17 protein-coding genes are annotated in these 21589 nt (G+C 68.6%); 12 read left to right on the top strand and 5 right to left on the bottom strand.

The window, feature by feature from the left end; genetic code table 11:
• Window positions 1–6 precede the first annotated feature (6 nt).
• Window positions 7–3354: a hypothetical protein gene (locus tag PLE19_15785; GenBank protein ID HPD16414.1), complete on the top strand. Its 3348-nt coding sequence runs from the start codon at window positions 7–9 to the stop codon at window positions 3352–3354.
• A 71-nt stretch (window positions 3355–3425) separates the two neighbouring features.
• On the opposite strand, the gene PLE19_15780 is transcribed toward PLE19_15785, so the two are convergent.
• The gene (locus PLE19_15780; protein HPD16413.1) at window positions 3426–3638 is read right to left on the bottom strand and encodes a hypothetical protein; all 213 of its coding nucleotides are present in this window, start codon (window positions 3636–3638) and stop codon (window positions 3426–3428) included.
• 128 nt (window positions 3639–3766) lie between these two features.
• On the opposite strand from PLE19_15780, the gene PLE19_15775 reads away from it, so the two are divergent.
• Both PLE19_15775 and larC read left to right on the top strand, forming a co-directional pair.
• Window positions 3767–4546 (top strand): hypothetical protein, encoded by a 780-nt coding sequence (locus PLE19_15775; protein ID HPD16412.1) that lies wholly within the window; start codon window positions 3767–3769, stop codon window positions 4544–4546.
• 163 nt (window positions 4547–4709) lie between these two features.
• Window positions 4710–5909 (top strand): nickel pincer cofactor biosynthesis protein LarC, encoded by a 1200-nt coding sequence (larC, locus tag PLE19_15770; GenBank protein HPD16411.1) that lies wholly within the window; start codon window positions 4710–4712, stop codon window positions 5907–5909.
• Window positions 5910–6268: 359 nt separating this feature from the next.
• On the opposite strand, the gene PLE19_15765 is transcribed toward larC, so the two are convergent.
• Window positions 6269–7513: a hypothetical protein gene (locus tag PLE19_15765; GenBank protein ID HPD16410.1), complete on the bottom strand. Its 1245-nt coding sequence runs from the start codon at window positions 7511–7513 to the stop codon at window positions 6269–6271.
• A gap of 201 nt (window positions 7514–7714) precedes the next feature.
• On the opposite strand from PLE19_15765, the gene PLE19_15760 reads away from it, so the two are divergent.
• Together PLE19_15760 and PLE19_15755 are read left to right on the top strand one after the other, a co-directional pair.
• Window positions 7715–8572 (top strand): ribonuclease H-like domain-containing protein, encoded by an 858-nt coding sequence (locus PLE19_15760; GenBank protein HPD16409.1) that lies wholly within the window; start codon window positions 7715–7717, stop codon window positions 8570–8572.
• A gap of 44 nt (window positions 8573–8616) precedes the next feature.
• On the top strand, window positions 8617–9021 hold the full coding sequence (locus PLE19_15755) for a helix-turn-helix transcriptional regulator (GenBank protein ID HPD16408.1): 405 nt from the start codon (window positions 8617–8619) through the stop codon (window positions 9019–9021).
• A gap of 40 nt (window positions 9022–9061) precedes the next feature.
• Here PLE19_15755 and PLE19_15750 read toward each other — a convergent pair whose 3' ends face one another.
• From PLE19_15750 to PLE19_15740, 3 genes are all read right to left on the bottom strand, one after another.
• Window positions 9062–10495: a nickel-dependent hydrogenase large subunit gene (locus PLE19_15750; GenBank protein ID HPD16407.1), complete on the bottom strand. Its 1434-nt coding sequence runs from the start codon at window positions 10493–10495 to the stop codon at window positions 9062–9064.
• 27 nt (window positions 10496–10522) lie between these two features.
• Window positions 10523–11542 carry a hydrogenase small subunit gene (locus PLE19_15745; GenBank protein HPD16406.1) on the bottom strand — a complete coding sequence of 340 codons (1020 nt, stop codon included), beginning with the start codon at window positions 11540–11542 and terminating at the stop codon, window positions 10523–10525.
• A gap of 197 nt (window positions 11543–11739) precedes the next feature.
• A complete protein-coding gene (locus PLE19_15740; GenBank protein HPD16405.1) occupies window positions 11740–13053 on the bottom strand; it encodes a PQQ-binding-like beta-propeller repeat protein in 1314 nt (437 codons plus the stop codon).
• A gap of 313 nt (window positions 13054–13366) precedes the next feature.
• On the opposite strand from PLE19_15740, the gene PLE19_15735 reads away from it, so the two are divergent.
• The 7 genes from PLE19_15735 (at window position 13367) to PLE19_15705 (ending at window position 21124) form a co-directional block, all read left to right on the top strand.
• Entirely contained in the window at window positions 13367–14431 is a 1065-nt protein-coding gene (locus tag PLE19_15735; GenBank protein HPD16404.1) for a radical SAM protein, read from the top strand.
• Between the two features lie 72 nt (window positions 14432–14503).
• Window positions 14504–14833 (top strand): DUF6504 family protein, encoded by a 330-nt coding sequence (locus PLE19_15730; GenBank protein ID HPD16403.1) that lies wholly within the window; start codon window positions 14504–14506, stop codon window positions 14831–14833.
• 3 nt (window positions 14834–14836) lie between these two features.
• Window positions 14837–15397: a GFA family protein gene (locus PLE19_15725; protein HPD16402.1), complete on the top strand. Its 561-nt coding sequence runs from the start codon at window positions 14837–14839 to the stop codon at window positions 15395–15397.
• A gap of 384 nt (window positions 15398–15781) precedes the next feature.
• A complete protein-coding gene (locus tag PLE19_15720) occupies window positions 15782–18058 on the top strand; it encodes a hypothetical protein (GenBank protein HPD16401.1) in 2277 nt (758 codons plus the stop codon).
• Window positions 18059–18311: 253 nt separating this feature from the next.
• Window positions 18312–18725, top strand: a complete 414-nt coding sequence (locus tag PLE19_15715; GenBank protein ID HPD16400.1) for a hypothetical protein — start codon at window positions 18312–18314, stop codon at window positions 18723–18725.
• A gap of 97 nt (window positions 18726–18822) precedes the next feature.
• A complete protein-coding gene (locus tag PLE19_15710) occupies window positions 18823–19686 on the top strand; it encodes a sugar phosphate isomerase/epimerase family protein (GenBank protein ID HPD16399.1) in 864 nt (287 codons plus the stop codon).
• A gap of 46 nt (window positions 19687–19732) precedes the next feature.
• A complete protein-coding gene (locus PLE19_15705; GenBank protein HPD16398.1) occupies window positions 19733–21124 on the top strand; it encodes a sulfatase in 1392 nt (463 codons plus the stop codon).
• Window positions 21125–21589: the final 465 nt, after the last annotated feature.

The raw sequence follows: 21589 nt of genomic DNA, 5'->3' as shown, positions 1-21589 counted from the left end.
AGCCCGATGAGCAAGAGGCCGTGGTGGTGCGCAGTAGCGTTCCTGTTACTCGTGTGGCCGAAGGCCCACGCCGGCGAGGCCCTGCCCGCCGTGCTTTTTGTCGGCGGGGTTCACGCCGACTACGCGGCCAAGCCGCTCCACGCGATGGGCGTGGAACTCGACACCTGCAAGCACGGCCAGCTCGCCGAACGCCTCGCGGCGGGGAAGTTCAACGTCGTTGTCGCAGGGACGCTGAACGACGCGGACCGCAAGGCGGCGCAGGACTTCCTGGCCAAGGGCGGCGGCCTGTTCCTCTGCAATCCCGAAGCCTGGTCCGAGAGCAAGAACTTCACGGCGACGCTCGAATGGCTCGCCCAGCTCGGCGCGCGCGAGCGCTGGGAAATCTTCCAGGAGTCCGACCCCAAGAACCTGGCGACCGACATCATGGGCTGCCGCCTCTTCTGGACCAGCGACGTCGCCCCGCCCTTCAATGACGGCGTGAAGGGGGTGCTGACCCTGACCGCCGCGAGCACGACGGGCTGGGAGCCGCCGATGTCGTTCGACCTCTCGCCCGACTGGCGGGTGGTCGTCCGCGCCGCCGCCTCGACCAAGTCCGTCCCCGCAGAGCGGCACGACGACTACCTCCGCCCCTGGATTCCGAAGGCGGGCATCGCCTCCGCCCCGCCGCTGATGGCGACACGCGAGGTCGGCAAGGGACGCCTCGCTGTGATGGCCATCCGTTACTACTGGCTCTTCACGCCGCCGACCAATTGCCCCACCGCCGAGGCGATGCTCACCGCCGGCGCCGGCGGCAAGCCGAGCGACTGGCTCCGCATCTTCGCCAACGCCTTCCGCTGGCTCGCCGAGCCGTCGCTCAAGGCGGGCCTCGGCGGCGCCACGACGCCCGAGACGGTCCTCAACCAGCCCGTCAAACCCTGGGAAATCCCCAAGGAGTACGACTGGACGAAGCAGGGGCCGCTCACCGACAATCCGCAGTACCCCGGCCTCATCGGCGCACGCACCGCCCTCTCGTCGGGCACGGGCACCGTGGCCGACTACGTGGCCGCGGCCAAGGCCGCCGGCCTCTCCTTCATCGTCTTCCTCGAAGACACCCTCAAGAGCGACCAGGCGAAGTGGGACAAGCTGGTGGCCGAGTGCGCCGCGGCCTCCGACAAGACCTTCGCCGCCATCCCCGGCCTCACCTACGAGGACGCCCAGGGCGACCACCTCTACGCCTTCGCCGACGAGGTGAAGTTCCCAAAGCCCTCGATGGTGCTCGCCGACGGCCGCCTCGCCACCAACCGCTCGAACCGCACCGCCGCCTACTTCGACTACGTGAACGAATACATGCAGCAGCACATCCTCAGCGGCTTCTGGCGCCACAAAGACAACTGGCTCCACCCCGCCGACTACAAGCTCTACAACTCCTTTCCCATCGTGAGCTTCGAGGATGGCAAGCCGGTGGACGAGGCGTTCGACACCTATCGCTACTTCATGGGCCTCGGCGCCTGCCAGGCACCGCTGGCCTTCGAGATCATCACCAGCCCCGCCCAGGTGGCGAAGCGGGCGAAGGACGGCTGGCGGGTCGTCTCCTTCCGCCCGCCCGAACGGCTCCGCACCAAGTGGCACGAGCAGGCCTGGTCATTCAGCGGCAACGCCGGGCAATACATCACCAACGGCCCGAAGATTCTCGCCTGGCGCGGGCCCAACCGCCTCACCTCCACCAACGGCCTCTGGTGGCGGCCCGACCTCTGGGAGTTCCGCGTCGGCTTTCGCGTCGCCTCCGACGACGGCCTCAAGTCGGTCATCCTCCACGACGGCGACCGCGGCGTCCTGCGCCGCTGGCTGCCCAAGGGCGCCAAGTCCTTCGAGACCGAGATCACCTTCTCCAACTGCCAGCAGCTCGGCCTCTACCTCGAGGTCGAGGACACGAAAGGCCGCAAGGCCATCGGCGACCAGTTCTGGAACCGCAACCTTCTCTGCGAGGAGTTCTTCTGCTCCGACCGCTGCAACTTCCTGGGCAACTGCCGGCTGCGCACCCGCCAGGGCGGCCAGACGTGGACCCAGGTGAGCTTCCAGGGCAACATGGGCATCACCCCCTCGAAGGGCCTCCTCCGCCTTGTCGCCCAGCCAGCCGTCTGCCTGACCATGAACTCGCCGACGCTCCCCATAGATGGTCAGCCGCTGGGCTTCCCCACCGTTGCCCTCGACTTCTCCTTCCATCCGCCCGGCGAGTTGAGGTACCTCTTCGCCTATCCCCACACCTACCTGATCAGCCCCGAAGTCGCCGTCGGCCAGACCGACTACCTCTACGCCTTTGACCCTGCCGAGGAGAAGGCCGAGAAGACCCCCCTTGGCCACCCCTACGAGCAGCCCCAGCACGGCTGGGGCAACTCCTGGGGCGGCTGGCACAGGCTCGTCCCCACGAAGCTCCTCTCCGGCTGGTCGCGGACCTATGCCTGCAACTGGATTCCCGGCGAGTTCCGCATCGGCACCCACGTGACGAACGTCGTGATGAAGGAGGCCGCGGCGCTCGGCAAGGATGGACTCCAGGTGATGAATGCGAACATGCCCGGCTGGGTCCTGCGGGAAGGCGACAAGGTGATTGCGACACCCGATTCCCCCGATTGCCAGGGCGAGTTCAAGCAGGGCACCTTCGCCACGCTCGAGGAGAAGGGCGGCTCGGCGCTGCTCATCGCCCTCGACAACGAACTCCAATACCGCTACCGCAAGGGGGGCCACATCTCGCTTCACTTCGCGCCGAAAGGCGGGCAACTCGCCAAGGGCGACCACGTCGCCTACGCGATCGGCTTCGCGGGGGCCGCGAGCGGGACGAAGACCGAGCGGATGCTCGACTTCGCCCGTAAGTTCGGCATCGTCGAGCGAGGCAAGACGGGCTATCAGTCCACGATCACGCGGGGCAAGCAGCTCGACAATCTCCTCCTCTGGCTCCTCGACGGCGAGGGCGTGGGCGTCGAGGCGAAGATGCCCAAGGCCGAGATGCCCGGCTTTCTGCCGGCCGCGGTCGCCAACCTCAACGACCGCTGGTCCGTCTGGCTCCTCGACCGCAAACGGACCTGGCCGAACGTCCGAGCCCTGCCCATCCGCGACGGCACCGCCTCGGCCCAGCTCGACCTGAACGAGGGCGACATGGACATCTTCATCGGCCACCCGGTCACGTGCGACAAGAGGGACGCGAAGATTCAGGTCGCGTGGCACGAGCCGGGCGTGTGGTTCGTCGAGGCCCACAACCCGACCGACGAGGCGGTGAAGGCCGAGCTTCGCTCCAGTCCGGGCTGGACGCCCTTCGCCTTCCGCGAGACCGTCGAACTCGCCCCCGGCACGAGCCGCATCTGGCTCGTGAAGGAGAAGTGAAACCCAGTCCCCCCGCCCGGCGGCGATTTCGCCAGGGGAGGGGGGTTGACTCGCCCCGCTCCGCCGTGCTATCATGCTTCCGCGGCGGGCACGGAGGAGCGGGACATGGCGGCAAGGACTCGCCGGCTGCACCGTGCCCTGGTGTCGGGCCTCGCCTCCGCAGGCATCACAATGGCGCTGTGCTTCGGCATCGGCCTGTGGGCCGCGGCGAACCCCCAGTTGCGCGGCCTGTCGCTCGCCAGGCTCTTCTCGCCGTGGCCCAGTTGCGCCTTCACGTCGGCCACCGTGGGGGTCTTCGCCTTCGTCGTCGCCTTCGTGCTTCAATATCTCCTGGCGTGCTTCGCGCCCGACGCCGGTTCGTCGGGGCACAAGCGCATCGCACTCCTCAGTCAGCCGGAACGGGAGATCCGAGATGTCAAAGCGCTGGTGGGGCTTTGCCTTCGTCGCGCTGGCCGCACTGGCGACGGCCGGCGAGGCCGAGCCGCCGACGCCCAAACCCAAGCCCAAGGCGAAGGAGGAACCGAGCCTCCCAGCCCCGACCGATGACGAGCTCGACAAGCCCGGCGGCAAACCCATCGTCCCGCGTCCCACCCCGCTGCCCGAGCCCGACGACAAGGCGGCGCCCGAACCCGACCAGGGCGGCGCCCAGAAGACCCGCCCCGAGCACGTGAACCCCTTCCGCGAGCGGGTTGCCTTCCCGAAGTACGCCCGGCCCGCCCGCATCACCTACTCCGACCAGCGCGTGCTCGAAGGCCACGTCTGGGCCCGCGCCGACAAGCCCCTGCGCATCTACAACCGCGCCCAACGCGCCCACCAGGACTACTTCCTCGCCGACCTCCAGCGCATCGAGGTCAAGCCCGAGATCGAAGAGTTCGAGCGCGACTGGCGCTGGAAGAACCAGGGCTCCAGCGAGAAAGTCTACCTCGACACCGGCTACCTCTGGACCCAGTTCCTCACCACCATCACCCTCCGCGACGGCACGAGCGTGGTCGGCGACTGCGTGGGCCAATTCACCATTCAGCTCCTCGACGGCCAACGCGAGAGCTGGGTGCTCTACAAGAAGCTCAACAACCGCCAAGCCGCGGGCGTGCCCAACAAGAAGCGCGACGAACAGCCGCCTCTCGTCTACATCAAGACCGTCGAGTTCACCGACGACTTCCTCAAGAAGCCCGAGGAGAAGGCCAACCCGTAACCCCCAGGCAACCAGGCCGCAAGCGGCAAGCCTCAAGCCACGAGCCGCAAGCCGCAAGCCCCGGGCGGGGCTTCACGGGCGTGCGGCGTATCGCGGCGCCCTGCGGCTGCCCCCCGGCGCCCGCGGCGGGCCGCGAACAGCGGATTCCAGGAAAGGAACCCTTGTGAGAATCGCCTACTTCGATCCCTTCTCCGGCGCCAGCGGCGACATGATGCTCGGCGCCCTCGTGCACGCCGGGCTGCCGCTCAACACCCTGCGCGCCGAGCTCAAGAAACTCGCGGTCGCCGACTACGCCCTCACGGCCACCCAAGTGCAGCGCGGCGGCATCACGGCCACCAAGGTGGAGGTGAAGCCCAAACGCCGCCCCCGCGCCGCCGACCACGAGCACCGCCACCACAACCTGCCCGAAATCCTCCACGTCATCGAGCACTCGCGGCTGCCCGAGAGCGACAAGCGCCAGGCCGGCGCCGTCTTCCAGCGCCTCGCCGACGCCGAGGGCCGCGTCCACGGCTGCCCCCCCGAGAAGATCCACTTCCACGAGGTCGGCGCCGTAGACGCGATTGTGGACATCGTGGGCTCGGTCGTCGGCCTGCGCCTGCTGGGCATCGAGCGGGTCGTCTGCGGCCCCATCCGCACCGGCATGGGCTTCGTCACCTGCGCGCACGGCCGCCTCCCCGTCCCCGCTCCCGCCACGGCCGAACTCATCAAGGGCTTCCCCACCGTCGGCACCGACGTCGAGGGCGAACTCACCACCCCCACCGGCGCCGCCCTCCTCACCACCCTGGCCGACGCCTTCGGACCCCGGCCGCTCATGACCGTCACCGCCGTCGGCTACGGCGCCGGCACCGCCACCCGCGAGACCCCGCCCAACGTGCTCCGCCTCTTCGTTGGCGACGTGGCCACCGAGGCCGAGGCCACCGAGGAGAGCGACGAGGTGCTCGTCATCGAGGCCAACCTCGACGACATCACCGGCGAAATCATCGGCTACGTCCTCGACCGCCTCTTCGCCGCCGGCGCGCTCGACGCCTTCCTCATCCCGATTCACATGAAGAAGAACCGCCCCGGCGTCATCCTTCAGGCCATCGTCGAGCCCGGCAACGCTCCCGCCATCGAGCAGATCATCCTCACCGAGACCTCCACCTTCGGCATCCGCCGCACCCGCGCCTCGCGGCGGAAGCTCCGCCGCGAATCCGTGGACGTCGAGACCCGCTACGGCAAGGTCCGCGTCAAGGTCGGGCACATGGGCAAGAACCTCGTCCACGCCGCCCCCGAGTACGAGGACTGCCGCCGCGCCGCCGCCGAGGCCGGCGTGCCCCTCAAGCACGTCTACGACGCCGCCCTCGACGCCTTCCGGCGCCGCTGAGTCCGGGAAACCAGACACGGCCGCCATACTTGCTCATCCCCCGGAGTGAGCAACTATGGCGCTTTGGCGATCCGGGCGGCTCCACGCCCTTTCCTGCCATACTTGCTCATTTCCCTCCCCTCAAGGTTGAGCAAGTATGGCACCCCCCCCCCGAAGGCTCCAATACCTTCGCAGCTCGCGGTGTCAAGCCTTCAGGGCGTGTTGCCCGAATCGCGCGACAGGGCAGGCGCGTTCGTAATGCGGGCTTCAGCCCGTATCCGTACGGCCTGAAGGCCGCACTACGAACCCGGCCCCTTCGTCCAGGCTTTGGGCAACACGCCCTTGAAGATGTGAGACCATACACGGGCGCACGGGAGGGGTCAGCGGCCCGGCGGGCGGTCGAGGATGGGGCCGATGTCCAGAAGGTACATCTGCCGGCCCCGGCCCTCGTGGGTGGCGTCTATGCAGACGAGTCGCCCGTTGCGGCTGCTCCGCGGGTGAAGGTCCACCCTGTGGATGCCGCCCTGGGCGGTGGACCGCAGTTTCGCGAGGGGCACGTAGAGCTTGCTGGGCACGTGGAAGAGGAAGAGGTACTGGCAGCCCCCGATGACGTATGTGTCGGACAGCAGCCAGGGGCCGCCAGGGGCGGGCAGGTCGCTGACGTGGCCGTTGTGGGGGGCGTCGCACAGGCGCTTCTCGGGCTTCCCTGTGCCATCGTCGGCGTAGAGCTGATAGTTCCTGCCTTCGAGCACGTGGGCGTCGTCGCGCCAGCAATGGTGGCTGGGAGCGTTGTAGAAGAAGCGGATGTCGGCGCCGGCGGGGGTCATAGTGAACGCCTTGTCCAGGCCGCTCTTCGGCTCCTTGACGAAGGCCATGAAGCGGGTGCCGGACGGGTTCCAGCCCTCGCGGAAGAAATACAGGCAACCCGCGGCGGGGCGTTCCGTGGGGTAGGCGATCTCGGCCATCCGGGCCAGGCTGAGGAGAAGCTGCGATTCGCCCGAGGCCATGTCCATCTTCCAGATGCCGGTCCCGGCAGGGGCGAACTGGGCGGCGTACTTGTCGGCGATGCCCACATAGTCCGTGCCGCCGTGCTTCATGCGCTCGAAGTCGTGGGTGAGGGCAGTCGTGCCGTCGGGCGACAGGGCGTAGATGGGCCGGGGCAGGACACGGCGGGCGCCGGTCTTGTAGTCGTAGACGCGGCAGACGTAGTGCGACTTGTCGTCGGCGCGGTCGTTCCACACGACCTCGTTGGAGGCGGGCCGCCACTGCGCTCGGGCGCCCTGCTGCCAGTTCCAGGCCGTGGTCTCGCCGATCTTCGTCCACTTGCAGCCGTCCTGGAGATCGATCAGGCCGATGTCGGCGCGGTCGGTTGGCCGGACCTCCCGGTTCTGGATATAGACCCTCATGCCCAACACATACCGGTCGGTGGGGTCGAACTGGAGGCACTGGTAGAAGAAGAACCCGGTGTACTGGCCTTCGGGGTCCGAGATTCGGGTCACGTTGACCTGGGTCTCCGCGGCCATGACTTGGGCGAAGCTCGTGCACGTCACGTAGTCTTGAGCAGTAGCGGCCATCGCGATCCCCCACGCAGCCAGCACGGTTCCCGTCACGCAGCAGCGGGGCATACTCCAGTCTCCTTCGCCGCCATCGCATATCCCCCCGAGGCGGGACGGAATTGTAGCGCGCCGCCGCTTCGGGAGCAACGGGCACCGGGCGGCCGTCGGCGGCGGCATGAGAGGCTTGCGGCGGGGCCTCCGGAGATGTAGATTGTAGATTGAAGCAAGGCGGGGAGATGGAAGTGCGGGCCGCTCACGAGGTGGTCGCCGATGCTTCAGAACACCTTCTGCCACATTCGCGGGATCGGGCCGCGGACGGAGCGGCACCTGTGGCGCTCGGGCGTGGGGTCGTGGCAGGCGGCAAGGGGAGAGCTGCCCCTGCCGCCCCACAAGGCCGAGCCGGTGCGCCGTGGGGCCGAGGAGTCGCTCACTCGGCTGGCGGGTCGTGAGGCGGCGTGGTTCGCCGCGCGGCTGCCCGCCGACCAGCAGTGGCGGCTGTTCGCCGAGTTCCGCGATTCGGTCGCCTACCTCGACATCGAGACGACCGGGATGGGCGGCCCCGACGACTACATCACGACCATCTGCCTCTACGACGGCCAGCGCCTGCGCCACTACGTGCAGGGCGACAACCTGTTCGATTTCCGCGACGAGATTGGCGCCTACCGCCTGCTCGTGACCTACAACGGCAAGTGCTTTGACCTGCCGTTCATCCGCCACTACTTCGGCCTGCCGATGCGCCAGGCGCACCTTGACTTGCGCTACCCGCTCGCCAGCCTCGGCTATCGCGGCGGCCTCAAGGGCTGCGAGCGCCAACTCGGCCTCGACCGCGGCGGCCTGGCCGATGTGGACGGCTTCTTCGCCGTGCTCCTCTGGTGGGACTACCAGAACAACGGGAACGAGCGCGCGCTGGAGACGCTGCTCGCCTACAACGCGCTCGACGTGGTGAACCTGGCCACGCTTGCGGCGCTGGCCTACAACCTTAAGCTCGCTGACACCCCGTTCGCCGAGAACCAGCAACTCGCCATCCCCACGCCGCCTCCGCTGCCCTTCGAGCCCGACGCGACGACGGTCCGGCGAATCAGGGAGAGGCTTGGACACAGGGCCGCGAATGAGTATAATGCCTGGTGACGGGCGGGGCCGATGTCGGGGTGAAACGACCAGGAGGGTGGGAGATGTCGCGATTTCGGCTGCTGCGCGCGGTCCGCGAGCAACTGGGGGTGAGCCAGAGCGGGCTCGCCGAGTTGCTCGGCGTCTCGACGCGCGCGGTTCAGAGCTACGAGCAGGGTTGGCGGCGGGTGCCGGTGCACGTGCAGAAGGCGGCCGCGCTCCTGTGCTACCTCCAGCGGCGCCAGACGCTGGGCGCTCCGGCCCCGTGCTGGGAAGTGACCGCCTGCCAGCCCGAGACGCGCGACGCCTGCCCTGTGCATCAACTGGGCGCGGGCGACCTGTGCTGGCTGCTCCACGGCCAGCGCTGCCCGGAGCGCAAGGGCGGCCGCTGGGAGAAGGAGGTCGCCGTGTGCGAGACGTGTCCCGCCATGGCCGGCTGGCTCGCCGGCGCGCAGGCTGCCCAGGCCTGAACCCGTCGCCTCCCGTCCGCAAGCATCCCCCACGCAGCCGTCAGGCGCTCAGGACGATGGTGTGCAATGGCTTGCCGGGCCGCGCCATGTGCACGGCGCACGATAGGCACGGGTCGAACGAGTGCACGACGCGGAGGACCTCAAGCGGCTCGGTGGTATCGGCCACAGGGGTGTTGATAAGGGCTTGCTCGATGGCGCCGAGCTGGCCGCCGTCGTCGCGGGGCGAGGCGTTCCAGGCCGTAGGCGTGATGATCTGGTAGTGGCTGAGCTTGCCACTGGTCACGCGGGTCCAGTGCCCGAGTGCGCCGCGCGGGGCCTCGGTGAGGCCGATGCCGGCGCCGTTGCGCACGGCGCTGGTAGGGGCCTGGGTGGGGCCGCCGGGCACGAGCTCGTTGAGCCAGCCGTTCATGGCGATGGCCACCTTCTCGGCCTCGTAGGCGCGGGCGGCCAGGCGGTCGAGCACCGAGATGCCGTTGCGGTAGTCGCCGCTCATCCACATGCGCGCCAGCGGCCCGACCTCGTGGACCTTCTTCGCGTAGCGCGGGGCTTTGACCCAGGAGTAGGCTTCCTTGCCCTTGGCGGTGGGCCTGGTGACGCCGGCGGCCGGGTTCGCGCCCGTGGTCTTGTTGTCGTACCAGGCGAAGCGGACGTATTCGGCGACGCTGGCGGGGTCGAGGGGGCCGAGCCTGCCGTCGGTGAGGGTGCCGCGGGGGAGGAGCTTGCTGGCGCCGGCGGCGTCGAGGTCGAAGACGCCGTAGGCGACCAGGTTGCCGCAGCCGCGGCCGATGCCGGCGTACTCGGGGAAGCGCGTGGCTACGAGGAGCAGGTCGGGCAGATACACGTCCTGGATGAAGGCGCGGAGATCGTCGAGCAGCTTGCGGAAGTCGGCGATCTTCTGGACGGTGACGGTCTCGGAGGAGCCGCCGGGGAGGAAGGTGACGGCGATGGGCAGCTTGCCGCCGAAGATGGCTCCCATCGTGTGGGCCTTGCGGCGCATGGCCAGTGCATCCACGTAGTGGCCCACCAGGCGCGCGGCGTCGGCGCCCCTGAGCAGGTCGCGGCTCGCGTAGCGCGGCATCCAGGGGGCCATATCGATCAGGCCGGCGGTGTCAATGTAGTCGAGCGCGGCCAGGTGGTAGAAGTGCAGGATGTGTGACTGGAGGAAGTTGGCGCCGAGCACAAGGTTGCGGAGGATGCGGCCGTTGTCGGTGGGCGCGACGCCGAAGATGGCCTCGAGGCTGAGCACCGAGGCCATGGAGTGCGAGATGGGGCACACGCCGCAGATGCGCTGGGTGTAGTGGGGCGCATCGAAGGGGTCGCGGCCCAGGAGGATCAGCTCGAAGGCGCGCAGCATGGTGCCCGAGCTCTTCGCGTCCACCACGCGGTCCTGGCCGTTCACGGTGTCCACCGTCACCTCGATGTCGAGGTGGCCTTCCACGCGGGTCACGGGGCCGACGTTGATCGTTCTGCGCATTGGGGGCTCCTTGTAGGCCGTCCGCCGTCAATCATCGTCGCGGTCGTGGCCGTCGTCGTCATCGTCGTCCACGCCGGGGCCGGAGGGGGTGTAGAAGGGGGACATGCGATCGGGGAATCCCGGCTCGGTGCAGCCGATGCAGGGGGCGTGGGCGCCGACGCACCAGTTCACGCCGGTGGAGCCGGCCGCGCCCGCGTTCCACTGGCGGTTGGGGCAGTCGCACGAGGTGGTGAGGCCCTTGCAGCCGAAGGCATAGAGGCAGCCGCCGTCGCTCAGGCGGTCGGGCCCCTTGACCTCGCCATCGCGCACACTGTGGCAGGAAAAGCAGCTCTTGCTGCCCGCATGGCCCAGACGGCGCTGGAAGTCCCTGTTGAACGCCGCAAGGTGCGGGCACAGGTCGTGCATCCTCCTGCCGTAGAATTCGGTGGGGCGATTCAGGGCATCCAGCGGCGGAACCGCCCTGTACTTGAGCACGTGGGCGATGGTGCCCACCACCCAGTCGGGGTGGGCGGGGCAGCCGGGGATGTTGATCACGGGCATCTTCTTGAGCACGCGGGCGACCGAGACGGCCTTGGTGGGGTTAGGCTTGCCCGCTGAGACTCCGCCGAACGAGGCGCACGTGCCCACGGCGATGACGAGGGCGGCGTTCGCGGCGAACTGTTGCACGCCCTTCACGGCGGTCATGCCCGGCCACAGCGTGCAGCAGATGCCGCCGGCTGTGGTGGGGATGGCGCCCTCGACCACGAGCACGTATCCCCCCTTGCTCCGCGCGTCGTTGGCGGCGGTGATGGCCTTCGCGCCCGCGGCCGCCATGAGGTTGGGGTGGTACTTCACGTCGAGCGTGCGTAGAAGGAGGTCGTCCACGGTCATCAGGCTCACACTGTTGAGCAGCGACACCGAGCAGCCAGTGCAGGCCTGCGCCTGGAGCCACACGACCGATTGGCCTCCTGGAACAGCCGAGGCGTCGCGGGAGCGGAGCACCCCGAAGCCAAGTGCGGCGGCGACGGCCGAGGATGCCTTCACGAAATCGCGTCGGGTCAGAGGCATAGACCATGCTCCTTGACGGTACAGGGCGCACGGCACAGGGGTGGACGAGGCGGAGATGCGCCCGGATTCTCAGGCGGCGGAGGGCATCAGACACCACACCGCGCTGCATCACGGCGTGATATATGGAATATACCCTGGTGTCCGGAGGCTGTCAATACCCGACGCGCTTTTCTTGCGTAGTGAATCCGTCGTGCCGCTTATTTCGCGGCTGCGATGCAGTAGAGGGTCTCGGCGGCGCGAATGTAGAGGCGGCCGTTGGCGGCGACGATGGTCGAGCGCGTGAAGCCGCGGCCCGTGGCGCCCATCTTCACCTCGTGCAGGATCTTGAACTCGTCGCCCGCGGCGAGCACGGTGGCCTCGCGTAACTCATTGATAATGTATAACTTATCGTCTGCTCCCGTGATCGAGGCGCGGATGACCGTGCGCCCCGGAATATCGCCTTGCCACTTCGCCTTGCCTGTCTTGGGGTCCACGCAGGTGAGCACGCGGCGATCGTCGTCGAGGAGATAGAGTTGGCCCTTGTAGTAGAGGGGCGTGCTGGCGTCGGGGATGCGCCTCTCGAAGGTCCAGGCCACGTGGTCGTCGCCCACGAGGCCGCTGCCGCCCGGCTTGAGGGCGAAGAGGGTGGAGTACTTCGGGCCGACCACGTAGATCAGCTCATCGCCCACCACGGCCGATGGCACGATGCGCCAGTGGTTGATCTTCTTAGGGTTGTAGCCGCCCCAGCGCCACAGCTCCTTGCCGGTCTCGGGGTCGTGGGCCGTCAGGTAGTCGGCCCCATAGACCAGGACGGACGAGCGCCCGCCCAGCTCGCACGGGATGGCCGTGCTGTAGGCCTCCTGGGCCTCGCCCACGGCATCGGTCGGGCGATCCTGGCGCCACAGGTCCTTGCCCGTGGCGGGGTCAATGGCCAGCAGATACGACGGGGTGGGCCCCTCGGTGGGCGTGTGGGGCGGGCCATAGGCGTTGGGCCGCTGGCTGCGGATCGCCACGATGTAGAGCTTGCCCTTGTAGAGCAGCGGGCTCGAGCTGTAGCCGAACATCAGGGCGTTGAAGCCGTGGTCCTTCTCCAGGTCGCGGTGCCACAGCAGCTTGCCCTCGAAGTCGAAGGCGAACAGGTTGGCCGTGCCGTAGAAGAACCAGGCCGTCTTGCCATCGGTGACGGGCGAGGCCGAGGCCATGTTGTTGCGGGCGAACTGGCGGTCCTTGCCCGTCTTGTGCGACCAAAGCACCTTGCCATCCCTCGCGTCGAGGCACATCGCCAGCAGGTCGTTCGTCGAGGCGTCCACTGTGCTCACGAAGATGCGGTCGCCCCACACGATGGGCGTCGAGCCGCTGGCGCCGGGCAGGGGGGTGGCCCAGAGCACGTTCTCGGTGTCGCTGAACTTGGCGGGCAGATTGGTCTCGGTCGTCGAGCCGTTGAAGAACGGCCCGCGCCACTGCGGCCAGTTCTCGGCCCGGGCGAGCGAGAGGGCGAGGGCGAGGCAGGCGACGACGGTTGCTCTTCGCATCACGACTCCTTTGCCGTTGGGGGGCGACACAGCGTCCCGCTAGTGTACAGAAAACCGCCGTCTTTCCAAACCCGAATTGCCGCGGATTGCCCTTGACCCTCTGGCCCGGGGGCAGTATCCTGACTCTATCCTGTCCACGACACTGAGGTTCTGTTCGATGGACGCGCACGAAAAGCTCCAGACCCTTGCCGACGCCTCGCGGTTCGACCTGTCGTGCGCCTGCGGCACCCGCGACAACGACGACCATCGCCGCCGCGGCCCGGGCGGCGTGTAGGTCTATCCCGCCTCGCTGCCGCGCGGCGGCACCTGTGTGATGCTCAAGACGCTCCTCTCGAACGCCTGCGTGAACGACTGCCGCTACTGCCCCTTCCGCTCCGACCGCGACACCCCCCGCACCACCCTCACGCCCGAGGAGGTGGCGGCGGCCTACATGGACTTCGTTCGCCGCGGGAGCGTTCACGGCCTCTTCCTCAGCTCGGGCGTGGTGCGCGGCGCCGACCACACGATGGAGCGCATGGCCGCCGTCGCCCGTATTCTGCGCCGCCGCTACGACTACCACGGCTACCTGCACTTGAAGATCCTGCCCGGCGCCTCCGACGCCGCCATCGAAGAGGCGCTCTCGCTCGCCAATTGCGTCTCCCTCAACGTCGAGGTCCCCACGGCCGCCGCCTTCGCCCGTCTGTCGCGCACGAAGGACTACTTCCGCGACATCGTGCGCCCGCTCAAGCGCATCAGCGCGCTCACCGCGCGCGGCGCACCCTTCGCCCGCGTGCGCCAGAGCACGCAGTTCATCGTCGGCGCGGCCGACGAGTCCGACGCCGACATCGTGAAGGCCATGGGCGCCCTCTATCGCCGCTGGGGCGTGGCCCGCGTGTACTTCAGCGCCTACCAGCGCGGCCTGGGCGACCCCAGCCTGCCCGGCGAGCGCGCGCCCCAGCCCTCGCCCGACGCGCCGCTCACCCGCGAGCACCGCCTCTACCAGGCCGACTGGCTGCTGCGCAAGTACGGGTTCGAGGCCGAGGAGATTCCCCTCGACCCCGCCGGCCGCCTGGCACTCGACGCCGACCCGAAGGAGACCTGGGCGCGCCTCCACCCCGAGCGGTTCCCCGTGGACGTCAATCGCGCCGAGCGGCACGAGTTGCTGCGGGTGCCGGGCCTAGGGCCGGTGGCAGTGGACCGCCTGCTCGCCGCGCGACGCGAGGGCCGCCTGGAGTCGCTCGACGATATCGGGCCTCCCTCAAGACGCCTGGCCAAGGCGGCTCACTACATCACCTTCGGCGATGCGCCCAGCCGGCCCTTCGCGCTTGTGGGCCTGGGCACGCTTTCCCGCTCCTCCTCGGGCCAGACGCCAGGGCGATGCCCGTGCGTCCCGCCGTAGCCACACGCGTCCCGCGTGTGGGCTGGGTGCGAGAGGACTACCTCGGTCCTGGAGGGACGGTAGAGGATAGAGGTGATCAGGCACTTCATCGGCGAATCCATCGAGCCGGTCATCGAGTCCGTGGACACCCGCCGCATGGCGACGGGCGAACCGGGCCTGCCGATGCGCTTCCGCTGGCGGGGCGAGGAGCACACGATCGCCGAAGTCCTCGAACAATGGCGTCAGACAGGCCCATGCACGTCCGGCAGCGACGAGCAGTACGTGCGGAAGCACTGGTACCGCGTGCGCACCGCCGCCGGCGTCGAGATGAAGCTGTATTTCGAGCGCCAGGCTCGATCTGGCCGCGACCGGAAGGTGAGATGGTGGCTGCACAGCATCGCCTCGACTGAGCAGGAGGGATGAGCCATGGACGTACGCTTCCGCTGGGTCGTGTGGCCACTGGGCGGTGCTGCCCTGGTGGCATTCGTGTGGATGTGCCTCTTCATGATGGTCCCAGACCACTCCTCTCTGCACCGCCTGGGGCCAGGCGGCGGGGGGACGCCGTCCGCGTCGAAGCGGCGAGTCCCGTCGGTGAGCGTCACCGCCGCCGCTGTCGTCGCGAAGGGAGCCGCCGCCACGCCCGACCCGGCCAAGCCGCTCACCGGCCAGTGCCACTGTGGGCAGGTCAGGTTCAGGGTTGAAGGCCCGGTAGTCAGGTGCAGCTATTGCGACTGCCGCGGCTGCCAGCGGGCCACGGGCGCGCTCAATGCCCCCTACGTCACCGTCCCCCGCAGCGGCTTCGCGATCACGGCCGGCGCGCCGGCGTCGTTCCGCGCGGCCTCGAAGGCGAAGTGCGACTGCAACGGCGTGTGGTCCTTCTGCAAGGATTGCGGCGCGCCGTTGTTCTGGCGGGCCGACAAGGGCACCGAACTGGACATTCTGGCCGGGACGCTCGACGACGTCTCGGTCTTCCAGGTGAAGGAGTAGCGGGGCTCGAGGGGGGTGGGGGTGCGAACCGGCAAAATAGGCGACCGTGCGGCACCTGCGCCCCCATCTGTGGGGGACATTGTGGGCGGCGTGTCCCCACGCCGCGAACCGCGGGACGGGGACGTCCCGCCCACAAGCACAGCCGAGGACGGCTGTGCCACATGGAATCCGCCGCCCAGGAGCAGGGCCACCTACTGTTCCGGGGCGCACCCGGAGGGTGAAGTCGGGCTTGGCAGACCGCAGGGCGCCTGCTATGCTGTTGCAGCCCGATCCCAGACAGGGCCCGACTTCCGTGAGGAGCACTGGTCCATGTGGCGCGCGTTGCGGCGGTTCGTGTGGGTTCTTCCCCTGGTGTTGAGTGCCCGTGTGCGAGGAGGCGCTGAGGTGCCGAAGGAGCCGCTTTGCATCAGTGGCGTGTACCCGAGCCTGGCCGCGCTGTCGCAGGCGAAGAGCGAGTGCGGCATTGGGGCGGTCGTGCCGTGGGCCGGGTCGCTGTGGTTCATCACGTACCCCGCTCATTACGGCGATGGCAAGCTCTACCAGGTCACGCCCGACCTCGAGCTCGTCCAGCGCCCCGAGAGCAACGGCGGCACGCATGCGGGGCGGCTTGTCCACCGCGAGTCCAACCAACTCATCATCGGCTCCTACACGATTGACGCCGGCGGCAAGGTGCGGCCCTACGACATCAAGGCCCGCGTGACCGCCGTCGCACGCCACCTCACCGACCCGAAGAACAAGGTCTACGTGTTCGACATGGAAGGCTCGTTCTTCGAACTGGACGTCCACACGCTCGAGAGCAGGAAGCTCGGCGTGGTGCAGAAGCTGGGGGTCACGGGCACCCACGGCAAGGGCGGCTACACGGGCCAGGGGCGCGTGGTGATTACGAACAACGGCAAGGGCGGAGCGCTCGCCGAGTGGGACGGCAAGGCGGACCGGTGGACGCTCGTCCAGCACGACAAGTTCACCGAAGTCACCGGCCCCGGAGGCATCCTGGGCGCGCCCGACGACCGCAGCCCCGACGTCCCCCTCTGGGCCATCGGGTGGGACGCCCGCTCGCTGATCCTCAAGGTGCTCGACAAGGGTACCTGGCACACATATCGTTACCCACAAAGCACTTACACTCACGTGCCCGACCACGGCTGGTTCACCGAATGGCCGCGCATCCGCGAGGTGGGGGAGGGGCGCTTCCTCCTCGACTTCCCCTCGATGTTCTACCAGTTCCCGCCCGACTTCCGCCCGGGGAAGACGGCCGGCTTCCGCCCCCTCGCCACGCATCTGCGGATGGTGCCCGACTTCTGCCACTGGAATGGCCGTCTCGTCATCGCCTCCGACGACACGTCGGTCATGGGCAATCCCCTGGGCGGCCAGCCGCAGTCGAATCTGTGGCTCGGCACCGTCGCTGACCTGGCCAAGTGGGGCCGGCCCGCAGGTTGGGGCGGCCCGTGGGTCGCCGACGCCGTCAAGGCGGGCGAGCCCTCCGTCCCCTACCTCTGCGACGGCTTCGAGAAGCGCGTCCTTCACCTCTCCCACGATGCCGCTGCGCCCGTCGAGTTCACTGTCGAGGCCGACGTAAAGGGTGATGGCAACTGGACTAAGCTCCACGCCCTCACCGTCCCTGCCCGCGGCTACGCGAGCCATATCTTCCCGCCCGACCTCGCCGCCGTGTGGCTCCGCCTCACCGCCAGCCGCGAGTGCAAGGCCACGGCCTACTTCCATTACTCCACCAGCGGCGTCGCCCGCACGCCCGAAGCCGCCAGGGTCTTCCAGGCGTTTCCTGCCCTCGACGACAAGAGGGCTGTCGCCGACGGCGTGCTCCTCCCGGCCAACGACCGGCTGTGGTTCCTCACAGGCGATGGGGCCCTCTACGAGGTCGGCCAGGACGTTGCCATCAAGCTTCGCAAGCCCAGCCCCGATGACGACTTGGGCAGTAAGGCCAAGGCCCTGCTCGCCGGTGCGACCCCCAAGAGGGGGCTCGCCGAGAGGACCTACGGCGTCTACGCCTTCGGCTCCGACGCCGCCTCGGTCATCGCCAAGGTCCGCGGCAAGACCTTCCGCCTGCCCAAGCTCGACCCCGCCGCCGACGCCACCGAGGGCTGCCGCACCCTGCGCGAGGTCATCACCGAGCGCTACCTCCTCAATGTCGGGGGGCACTTCTACGAGGTCCCGCGCGAGAGCTTCGCCGGCATTCGCCCCGTATGCGCCCACGGCAAGAGGATTTATGACTACTGCACCTGGCGTGGGCTGCTCGTCTTGTCGGGCACCCTCGCCGCCGCTCAGCCCGATGGCCACCTCTTCCGCGCGCCCGACGGCCCCGGCCTGTGGTTCGGCGCCGTGGACGACCTGTGGCAGCTCGGCAAGCCCCAAGGCCAAGGCGGCCCGTGGCTCAAGACGCCTGTCAACCGCGGCGAGCCGTCCGACCCCTATCTTATGACCGGCTTCGACAAGAAGACCCTCGAACTCGCCCACGACGCCGGGGAGGCCGTGACCTTCACCGTCGAGGTAGACTTCCTAACCAGTGGCGAGTTCGTGCCTTACGCCGCCATCACCGTGCCGAGCGGGCAGAGGATCAAGCACGAGTTCCCCGACGGCTACAGCGCCCACTGGGTGCGCTTCACCGCCAGCAAGCCCTGCGCTGCCACCGCCTGGCTCATCTACCAGTAGGGGGCGCCGGGTGTGGGCCATTTCCGTAGGCAGTTCCTGTTGCGGATTCTCGTAGCGACAAGCGTCTCGCTTGTCGAACGGATCAAGAGGGCCGCAAGCGGGACGCTCGCGGCTACGTCTGCATCGGGCCCTCCCCTGTTCGGGGGACGCCCGTAACAGAAACGACCTACGATTTCGGTCCGCACCCGGGGGCGCCTCCTCGCATTGCATTGCCGAAGCCGCGCGGTATAATCAGGGCGGAAGGAGAGTGAGCATGCGATGGCCGATGGCGCTCCTGCTGCTGGCTGGGGCGATGGCGACCGGGGCAAACGCGCAGGGCTGGCACACGACGCGCTCGCGGACGCACCCCTACAACATCCCGACCCCGCTGGCCGACGACCCGTCGGCGTTTGTCAGCGTGCCCGCTCAGGTGGGCTTCTACGGGGGAATGCTCGCCGGCCTGGCTCCAGGGCTGCTCGTCGGCCTGCCGCTGCTGCTCGTGGACCAGGTGGCACAGGGCGAGGCGAGCCAGTTCAGTGTGGACGTGGTTCAGGCGCCCGCCATCTACACGGGGGTGGCTATGCAGTACGCCGTGGGCGGCCCCTTTTATGTGACCAAGGCGCTCCTCTGGGATTTCCCCGGGAAGCTGATCTACGGCAGACGCGCCGGGGTGATGAGAGGTTTCTGACGCGCCGCCCGTGGGGGCACTTGCTCGGGGGCTGGCTGCGCGCTATCCTGGCCGGCGTTGCGAACCGGACCGCCGAATCATCATAGGAGAGCACAGGATGAGTCTGACGCGAAGGGTATTCCTGTCGGGGAGTGCGGCGGGGCTGGCCGGGGCGGCGCTGGCGCCCCAGTTGCTGGCTGCCGAGGCATCCGCGCCCAGGATTCGCATCGCCGCGCGCCACTTCGGCGGCAACCTCGACGGGGCCAAGAAGGCGGGTCTCGAAGGCGTGGAAGTCGGCGTGGGCGGCCCGAAGGACACGCTGGAGATCGCCGACCCCGCCCGCCGCGCGAAGATCAAGGAGCAGATGAAGGCCACAGGCGTCGCCGTGTCGTCGCTCTCGATGGACCTGTTGAACGGCAATCCCGTGGCCACCGACCCGCGCGGCCCGGCCTGGCTCGAGCAGTGCATCGAGGCCGCCAAGGACCTGGGCGCCGTGGGCATCCTCGTGCCCTTCTTCGGCGGGGAGTCCAGCCTGCGCAACGGCAAGGGCCTCATCAAAGAACGCGTGGACGCTCTGGTCGCCCGCCTGAAAGAGATCGCGCCGAAGGCCAAAGCGGCCGGCGTGAGCCTCGGCCTCGAAAACACCTGCTCCGCCAAGCAGAACCTCGAGATCCTCGATGCCATCGGGACCGACGGCGTGAGCGTGTACTACGACATCGGCAACTCGACGGGCCACGGCTACGACGTGCCCGCCGAAATCCGCGCGCTCAAGGGCCGCCTCTGCCCCTGCATCCACTTCAAGGACGGCGGCAGCTACCTGGGCGAAGGCAGAGTGAAGATGGAGCCCGTGGCCGAAGCCCTCAAGGCCATCGAGTTCCGGGGCTGGATCGTGCTCGAGACCGCCTGCCCATCCAAGGACGCCGTGGCCGACTGCAAGCGCAACGCCGACTACATCCGCAAGCTCATGGGGCTCACGACCTGAGCGGGGAGGGGATGCTCCACGCCCGAACCGAGGAGGCCGAGCTGCCATGCCCCAGCCGAATATCGTGTTCATCCTGATGGACGACCTGGGCTGGACCGACCTGGGCTGCATGGGCAGCCCCTTCTACGAGACGCCCCGCCTCGACCGCCTGGCGCAACAGGGCGTGCGGTTCACCGACGCCTACGCCTCGTGCCCCGTCTGCTCGCCCACCCGCGCCAGTGTGATGACCGGCAAGTATCCGGCGCGGGTGCAGATCACCAACTTCATCGCCGGCGCCGCCACGGGGCGGCTGCTCTCGACGCCCTATCTGCACTACCTGCCCCGCGAGGAGAAGACCCTCGCCCGCGCGCTCCGCGAGGGCGGCTACCAGACCTGGCACGTGGGCAAGTGGCACCTCGGCCACGAGCCCTACTGGCCCCACCACCACGGCTTCGACGTCAACATCGGCGGCTGGGACGCCGGCATGCCCCGCAGCTATTTCGCGCCCTACAGCAACCCCATGCTGCCCGACGGCCCGCAGGGCGAGTACCTGCCCGACCGCCTCACCGACGAGGCCATCCGCCTCATCCGCCACAATGACGGCCGGCCCTTTTTCCTCAACCTCTGGTACTACCTCGTCCACGTCCCCATCCAGGGCAAACCCGCCTACGTCGAAAAGTACAAGGCCAAGGCGGCCTCGCTCGGCCTCGACCGCCGCGACCCCTTCGCCCTCGGTGAGCACTTCCCCTGCGACCACAAGCGCGACCAGCGGATCACCCGCCGCCTCTTCCACAGCGACCCCGGCTACGCCGCCATGATCCAGAGCATGGACGAGAACATCGGGCGGCTGCTCGACGCCCTGGACGACGAGGGGCTGGCCGAGAACACGATCGTCGTCTTCACCAGCGACAACGGCGGCCTCGCCACCGCCGAGGGCAGCCCGACCTGCAACGCCCCGCTCGCGGAGGGCAAGGGCTGGATGTACGAGGGCGGCACCCGCGAGCCCCTCTTCATCCGCTGGCCGGGCGTCACGCCGCCCGACACCCTGTGCCGCGTGCCGGTCACGAGCACCGACTTCTATCCGACCTTTCTCGAAGCCGCCGGCCTGCCGCCGCTCCCCGAGCAGCACTGCGACGGCGTGAGCCTCCTGCCGCTCCTGCGCGGCGAAACGCGCCTCGACCGCCAGGCCATCTTCTGGCATTACCCCCACTACAGCAACCAGGGCGGCGCGCCCGGGTGCTCCGTCCGCGCGGGCGATTGGAAGCTCATCGAGTTCTTCGAAGATCGCCACGTCGAGCTATACAACCTCTGCGACGATGTCAGTGAGGAGCGCGACCTGGCCGGCGAGGAGCCCGAGCTGGCGCGCGAGCTGACGGCTCGCCTCCAGGAGTGGTTGCCCACCGTCGGCGCCCGCATTCCCGAGCCCAACCCCAACTACGTCCCTCGTGTCCAGGCGTAAGGCGCAGGCCCGTCTGCCGAGGGGGAAGGCGTCAAGTCTGGCTCCTCGGGGTTGAGGCAGTTGCGATGTCTGAAGTCGCTGAACGCAGATGACTTGCGCGCGGCTTCCGAAAACTGTCCCCTCTGGTGCGATTCCAGCGGCCATCCCTCCTGAAGGTTCCAATCCCTTCGGGAGGGTAACAGGAAGGGTGGGCGCTGGGGGGCTTACTTCTTCACCTTTCTCTGCCTTACGCTCCGTCACCTTCTCCTTCTCGCCTCTGCGCTCCGTCATCTTCTCTTTCTCGCCCCTACGCTCCGCGTGGGGGCGATGATCCGGACGCTCCCGCGTCCAACCCCAACCTGCCGCAACCCCAACCTCCAGCGGGTTTGGAACCCGCGGGAGGTTCGTGACTCCCGCGTCAATTCCTCCGCGAAGACGAAGAGGCCGCGGAGCGGCCAAGAGGCGCGTCCCCACGCAGAGCGTAGG

It is taken from the genome of Planctomycetota bacterium (assembly GCA_035384565.1).
Classification (GTDB): domain Bacteria; phylum Planctomycetota; class PUPC01; order DSUN01; family DSUN01; genus DAOOIT01.
The sequence above is the reverse complement of the archived record's forward strand: the minus strand, read 5'-3'. Positions and strand labels throughout refer to the sequence as shown.

What these genes read in the sequence shown, in the direction of transcription:
- PLE19_15785 (HPD16414.1), top strand. Translation starts at nt 7, where the DNA reads ATGAGCAAGAGGCCGTGGTGGTGCGCAGTAGCGTTCCTGTTACTCGTG.
- PLE19_15775 (HPD16412.1), top strand. Translation starts at nt 3,767, where the DNA reads ATGTCAAAGCGCTGGTGGGGCTTTGCCTTCGTCGCGCTGGCCGCACTG.
- PLE19_15765 (HPD16410.1), bottom strand. Translation starts at nt 7,513, where the DNA reads ATGCCCCGCTGCTGCGTGACGGGAACCGTGCTGGCTGCGTGGGGGATC.
- PLE19_15760 (HPD16409.1), top strand. Translation starts at nt 7,715, where the DNA reads ATGCTTCAGAACACCTTCTGCCACATTCGCGGGATCGGGCCGCGGACG.
- PLE19_15755 (HPD16408.1), top strand. Translation starts at nt 8,617, where the DNA reads ATGTCGCGATTTCGGCTGCTGCGCGCGGTCCGCGAGCAACTGGGGGTG.
- PLE19_15750 (HPD16407.1), bottom strand. Translation starts at nt 10,495, where the DNA reads ATGCGCAGAACGATCAACGTCGGCCCCGTGACCCGCGTGGAAGGCCAC.
- PLE19_15745 (HPD16406.1), bottom strand. Translation starts at nt 11,542, where the DNA reads ATGCCTCTGACCCGACGCGATTTCGTGAAGGCATCCTCGGCCGTCGCC.
- PLE19_15740 (HPD16405.1), bottom strand. Translation starts at nt 13,053, where the DNA reads ATGCGAAGAGCAACCGTCGTCGCCTGCCTCGCCCTCGCCCTCTCGCTC.
- PLE19_15735 (HPD16404.1), top strand. Translation starts at nt 13,367, where the DNA reads ATGCTCAAGACGCTCCTCTCGAACGCCTGCGTGAACGACTGCCGCTAC.
- PLE19_15725 (HPD16402.1), top strand. Translation starts at nt 14,837, where the DNA reads ATGGACGTACGCTTCCGCTGGGTCGTGTGGCCACTGGGCGGTGCTGCC.
- PLE19_15715 (HPD16400.1), top strand. Translation starts at nt 18,312, where the DNA reads ATGCGATGGCCGATGGCGCTCCTGCTGCTGGCTGGGGCGATGGCGACC.
- PLE19_15710 (HPD16399.1), top strand. Translation starts at nt 18,823, where the DNA reads ATGAGTCTGACGCGAAGGGTATTCCTGTCGGGGAGTGCGGCGGGGCTG.
- PLE19_15705 (HPD16398.1), top strand. Translation starts at nt 19,733, where the DNA reads ATGCCCCAGCCGAATATCGTGTTCATCCTGATGGACGACCTGGGCTGG.